This window comes from Kitasatospora sp. NPDC056531, assembly GCF_042794375.1.
Taxonomy (GTDB): domain Bacteria; phylum Actinomycetota; class Actinomycetes; order Streptomycetales; family Streptomycetaceae; genus Kitasatospora.
Genome location: NZ_JBHTTU010000145.1, coordinates 2,206 through 7,434 on the forward strand (window position 1 = coordinate 2,206; position 5,229 = coordinate 7,434).

6 protein-coding genes and 1 pseudogene are annotated in these 5,229 nt (G+C 71.7%); 3 read left to right on the forward strand and 4 right to left on the reverse strand.

Translation table 11 applies throughout. The features are described 5' to 3' along the window. The coding region (locus ACFQ87_RS41965) for a helix-turn-helix transcriptional regulator (protein ID WP_380616236.1) at window positions 1–668 on the reverse strand (668 nt) is incomplete at its 3' end. Between the two features lie 71 nt (window positions 669–739). Between ACFQ87_RS41965 and ACFQ87_RS41970 the strand changes: the two are divergent. After that, window positions 740–883, forward strand: a pseudogene (locus ACFQ87_RS41970) (SDR family NAD(P)-dependent oxidoreductase); the annotation flags it as partial. Between the two features lie 43 nt (window positions 884–926). After that, window positions 927–2,000, forward strand: a complete 1,074-nt coding sequence (locus ACFQ87_RS41975) for an NAD(P)-dependent oxidoreductase (protein WP_380616237.1) — start codon at window positions 927–929, stop codon at window positions 1,998–2,000. Between the two features lie 154 nt (window positions 2,001–2,154). Here ACFQ87_RS41975 and ACFQ87_RS41980 read toward each other — a convergent pair whose 3' ends face one another. The 3 genes from ACFQ87_RS41980 to ACFQ87_RS41990 form a co-directional block, all read right to left on the reverse strand. Then, window positions 2,155–2,784 (reverse strand): DUF4937 domain-containing protein, encoded by a 630-nt coding sequence (locus ACFQ87_RS41980; protein ID WP_380616238.1) that lies wholly within the window; start codon window positions 2,782–2,784, stop codon window positions 2,155–2,157. Between the two features lie 288 nt (window positions 2,785–3,072). Next, a complete protein-coding gene (locus ACFQ87_RS41985) occupies window positions 3,073–3,834 on the reverse strand; it encodes an aminoglycoside phosphotransferase family protein (RefSeq protein ID WP_380616239.1) in 762 nt (253 codons plus the stop codon). 188 nt (window positions 3,835–4,022) lie between these two features. Further along, window positions 4,023–4,577: a YceI family protein gene (locus tag ACFQ87_RS41990; protein WP_380616240.1), complete on the reverse strand. Its 555-nt coding sequence runs from the start codon at window positions 4,575–4,577 to the stop codon at window positions 4,023–4,025. Between the two features lie 296 nt (window positions 4,578–4,873). Between ACFQ87_RS41990 and ACFQ87_RS41995 the strand changes: the two genes are divergently transcribed. Beyond that, window positions 4,874–5,229 (forward strand): ribonuclease H (locus ACFQ87_RS41995; protein WP_380616244.1); only part of this gene is annotated, 356 nt, incomplete at its 3' end.

Genomic DNA, 5,229 nt, shown 5'->3' on the forward strand with positions numbered 1-5,229 from the left:
GTCTTGGTGCGGTGCCCGGGGGCGTGGACCGGATGTGTCTGCCAGATCTGCCGGAACTCCTCGCTACCGGCGTGCAGTTCGCCCAGCAGGGCGGTCAGCCGAAGGTCACGCGGGTAGCGGTCGGCGGACCGGCGCAGTCGGGCCACCACGATGTGACCGAACTCCTCGGTGCCGGAGCTCGCGTACATCCGCCCCTGGCCCAGGAAACGGCGCCGGGCCAGGTTCGTCGTCCCGCGTGCGAGGTCTCCGCCGAACAGTGCCCGGGCCAGGGCGTTCCAGGCGACCACGCCGTACGCCGCGTCAGTGACGACGGCAGCGGTCTCCGGCAGCCGCTCCAGCATCCGGGCCACGTGCGGGCGCACCCGTCGCACGGCATCGCCGCCGGGCGGCGCGGTCGATCCCGCCGGCCGGAACAGGTGGCTGCGCTCGGCCGGCGTGAGACGCAGGACCTGGGCCAGCGCGTCCAGGATCCGGGCCGATGGCTGCGGTCCCCGGGCCTGCTCCAGCCGTGTGTAGTAGTCGACCGACATGTGGGCGAGCTCCGCCACTTCCTCGCGGCGCAGGCCCGGCGTCCGGCGGGCGGTGCCCGTCGTCGTCAACCCCGCCTCGTGCGGACGCAGGCCCGCCCGACGGTCCCGCAGAAAGCGGGCCAGCTCCTGCCGCGCCATGCCACCCCGGCCGTCTGCCTGGTACGGACTGTCCCTGGCAGGGCACCCAGCGCCAGGGGACCGTAGTCTCCATGAACGATCGCACAGCTCTTGTCACCGGTGCCAACAAGGGCATCGGCAAGCACATCGCCCGGCTGCTCGCGGCCGAGGGCCTCACCGTGTACGTGGGCGCCCGCGACCCGGGACGCGGACAGCGGGCCGTCGAGGGCGTAGGCGGGCTTCCTTCGCAGGTGTTCCGCCTCGGATAGCGTCCGTCCTATGGAAAAGGGGAGTGCCGTGAGGCGGATGCGGGTGCTGCTGTTGGACGCGGCTCCGGGGGAGTTGCTCGATCGGGAACTGGAGCGTCTGGTCAGGCACGGTCTTGCCGTCACGCTGAACCTGCGGCGGGTGAGTGACCCGGCGGGTGTGACGGGAGCGTGGTCGGACCGGGTCTGGTTCACCGATGTCGACCCGTTCGACGAGTCGGCGCTGATCGGTGAGGTGGTCCGGGGCGGGCTCGGGTATCACGCGCTCAAGTCCCGGGCGGGCGTTCCGCTGGGGGCCGCGTTCCTCGCGGCGGCGACCGACCGGGCACTGGCCCATCGGCTCCGGGTGATCGGTCGGGCCGGTGCGGGCACCGACCATGTCGACCTGGTCGCCGCTGCCCGTCACGGTGTCACCGTCACCCACACGCCCGGCTCCAATGCCAACGCCGTCGCGGAATTCGCGCTGGCCCAGCTGCTGGCCCTGACCCGGAGCCTGGTTTCGTACAACGAAGCCTCGCACCAAGGACGTTGGAGCGTACCGGTGGCTCCTGCGGTCGAGCTGTCGGACCTGACCCTGGGCATCGTCGGGCTGGGGCGGATCGGCCTGGCACTGGCCGGGCGCGCACAGGCCCTGGGCATGGACGTCCAGGGCTACTCACGGCGCTCGACCCGGACGCCCGTCCGCAGGACGGCATCCCTCGAAGCCCTGCTCGCCACCAGCGACGTGGTGTCCCTGCACCTTCCGCTCACCCCGGACACCGAGGGGCTGATCGGCCCGGCCGAGCTGGCACTCATGCGGCCGGGATCGATCCTGCTGAACACCGCCCGGGGCGGCATCGTCGACGAACAGGCCCTGGCCGACGCCCTGCACGACCCGGCCCACCCGCTGGGGGCCGCCGCCGTCGACACCTTCGCCCACGAGCACGCCGCCTTCGCCTCGCCGCTCTTCGGCCTGCCCAACGCGCTGCTCACCCCGCACGTCGCCGGGATGACCGGAAGTGCCATGGCCGAGGCGGCCCTCCGCTGCGCGGACCACATCGCGGCGCTGCTCGCGGGGCGGCCGGACGGCGTCCCGGTGGTGACCTGACGCTACGAGGTGGCCGGCTGCACCAGGGCCGCCGTGGCCGGGGCCGCCGGGAAGAAGGTCTCGATGGCGGTCACGTCCCGGGGCGAGCCGAAGACGGTCGTGGTGTCGAGGAGGGCGAGGTCGCCCTGCTCGGCGGCGAGCGACGCGCAAGCCGCTACGGCAGGACCCGCCAGGAGGGCTCCAGCGGCAGGGCGTGCCCGGTCAGCGTCCTGACGTCGGCCGGGACGTCCGCGCGGGCGCGCAGCGCGGGGAGCGCGTCGGCGGTGTAGGCAGCGTGGGCCGCGGGAGAGGTCCAGAGGGTGGTGACGAGGTAGCGGTCGGCGGCGAGGCGGGTGACGGTGCCCGCGAGCATGCCGCCGGCCGCCGCCATGCCGGGGGCCCAGACCTGGCGCTGGACCTCCAGGAAGTGCTCGGTGCGGCCGGGGCGGAGCAGGCAGTCGGCGGCGCGCAGCAGCGTGGCGTCCTTCAGCGCGTCCGCAAGGGAGGCGGCCGCGCCGGGGAAGGCCTGCACCACCGGGCCCGCGGAGATCTGGATCGCCGTCCAACTGCCCTGCTGGGCAGCCTCGGTGGCGACCGTGTCGTGGCGTTCGCGCATGAAGCGGCCGTACGCCTCCTCGTCCGCCCACAGGCCGAGCACCAGCGCCTGGTCACCCGGACGGGACCAGCCGCCCACCTGTCCGACCAGCCCCGGTTCGCCCGCGAGCACGGCCCAGCGGCGCTGGCCGACGGCGAACGTCCTGTGTGCGCCGGGCCGTACCCGGCAGTCGATCCACTTGCCCCACATGCGGGCCATCATGCTGCGCCCGGGGGACGGCGATCAATCGGGCGGAGGTCGCGGGCGCGCTCCGACCGGGGACGTAGGTGTCGCCGGGTCGCAGGGAGGTCGGATGAACCGGTGAAGCCGCGGCAGCGTGCGTCGGCGGGGCTGCCGGTCGTGTCGGTCGGACTGTCGGCGGGTGCCGCTACTCAGCTTGGACTCGCCTTGTCGCATGTGCTGAGAGGTGTCGATATCGACGGTTGCCTGGCCGGGACCGGGCTGGCCCACCCCGACCGGACTGCCGGCACCGCGAGTTCAACCTGAGTGATCGATCAGGTGTCGGTTGGCCCGGCTCCATGCGAGGCGGCCCCGGAGTTCGTCCAGGTGCCCCTCGGCGACCCAGGTGGCCTGGGGCTCGTGGCCCTGTTCGGCCAGGCGCCGGACGGCATCGATGCCGTGCTCCTGAACGGTGAGCACGGCATCGACCAGGCCCGCCGTGTCACTGAGGCCGTACGCAGTGGCGAACACCTCAAGGCGGTGACGCCGGTCGGGCGGCTGCGGGTAGCGCAGCCACCGGGTGCACACGTCGTCGGCGCGGAACGGCGCCGTGTATTCGAGTGCGTACGCCACGTCGTGCAGCCGTGGCGCCGGACGCGCGTGGTCCCAGTCGATGATCGCGATTGGCCGGGCGCCGCGCCACACGGTGTTCCAGGGACCGAAGTCGCCGTGACAGATCACTTCGTCGCTGACGGGTCCGGCGGTGGTGGTGGACCAGAAAGTGGTGTCCGGAGGCCGGTATCCGGCCACGGCGTCGTGGTAGTCGCGCAGGAGGCGGGCGAAGGTGATCAGGCCTCGGTCGTCGACGACCTTGGCCCAACCGTCCGGGCCGGATTCGCCGCTGATCCAGGTCAGTACCTCGCGGCCCTGATCATCGAAGCCGAGCACGCGGGGCGCATATTCATAGCCGACGGCCTCCAGATGGCGCAGCAGCCCATGAACCGCCGGGGTCCACGGTCCGACCGGCCGATGCACCGTGTTGCCGATGCGCTCGACCCGACCCAGATCTCCTGTAGTCACCTGGCAACCGTGACGAGGAAACTGCCGTGACGCAACTGGTTATCGTGCCGTTGCACCGGCCGCGGCCAGATCGCCAAGGTCGTAAAGCACCGGCTCCAGCAGATCCGGTACCGCCCGGAGCTCGTTGACGGCTGCCTGGTCGGCACCGGCCTGGTCATGGACGGCTGACCGACATCACGCTTTCAACTTCACTGGTTCTGCTTGATGGCGGAGATGTCGAACTCCAGGACGACCTTGTCGCCGACCAGGACGCCTCCGCCCTCCAGCGCCGCGTTCCAGCTCACGCCGAAGTCCTTGCGGCTGATGGTCACCGAGCCTTCCAGGCCCACCCGCAGGTTGCCGTACGGGTCGACGGCGTTGCCCGTGTACTCGAAGTCGATGGCGATCGGACGGGTGGTGTCCTTGATGGTGAGGTCGCCGGTCACCCCGTACTCGGTCTCGGAGCGCGGCTCGACGGAGGTGGTGCGGAAGGTGATGTCGGGGTAGTTGGGGGCGTCGAGGAAGTCGTTGGTGCGCAGGTGCTGGTCGCGTTGTTCGACTCCGGTGTCGATGCTCCCGGACTTGATCGTCAGCTGGGCGGTCGAACGGGACGGGTCGCCGCCGTCCAGGTGGGCGGTGCCCTCGAACTGGTGGAACGCGCCGCGGACCTTGGTCACCATGGCGTGGCGTGCGACGAAGCCGATCCGGGTGTGGGCGGGGTCGAGGACGTAGTCCCCGGTGAGCTCCGGGAGCGAAACGGGCATGGTGTGCCTCCAAGGTGGTCCGGGTCCTGGCGGTGGTGTGCCCGGAGCGTTCCCCGACCACGCCGGGGCTTTTGCCTCCTCCGTCCGGCCGAGGCGCGCTGCGGAGCGCCAGGGTGCAAACTGCCAGCCCGTCGCGCCACCACCTCGTCCGCCGCGCGGCACCCCCGTGGCAAGTTAGCGCCAACGGGTGAAGGCAGGACCGGTCGGGGAAGGCCGATGGCGGGATCCTGCAGAGTCCTGTCATCGCGGCTCTGCCCGGTTCCGGGCGACTTTGGCTCCTGGCCGCCTGACCAGGCATGATCGGGGGCATGGTCGAACGAGTCATTGCAGCGTGTGACGGAGCAGCCAAGGGCAACCCGGGCCCGGCGGCCTGGGCCTACGTGGTCGCGGACAACGCCGGGGCACCCCAGCGCTGGGAAGCCGGGCCGCTCGGGCACAGCACCAACAACATCGGCGAGCTGACGGCGCTTCAGCAGCTGCTGTCCGCGACCGACCCGGCCGTCCCGCTGGAGGTCCGGCTCGACAGCACCTACACCCGCGACTCGGTGACCAAGTGGCTCAAGGGCTGGAAGCGCAACGGCTGGAAGACGGCCGCAGGCAAGCCGGTGGCCAACCGTGAGCTGATCCAGCGGATCGACGAGCTCCTTGAGGG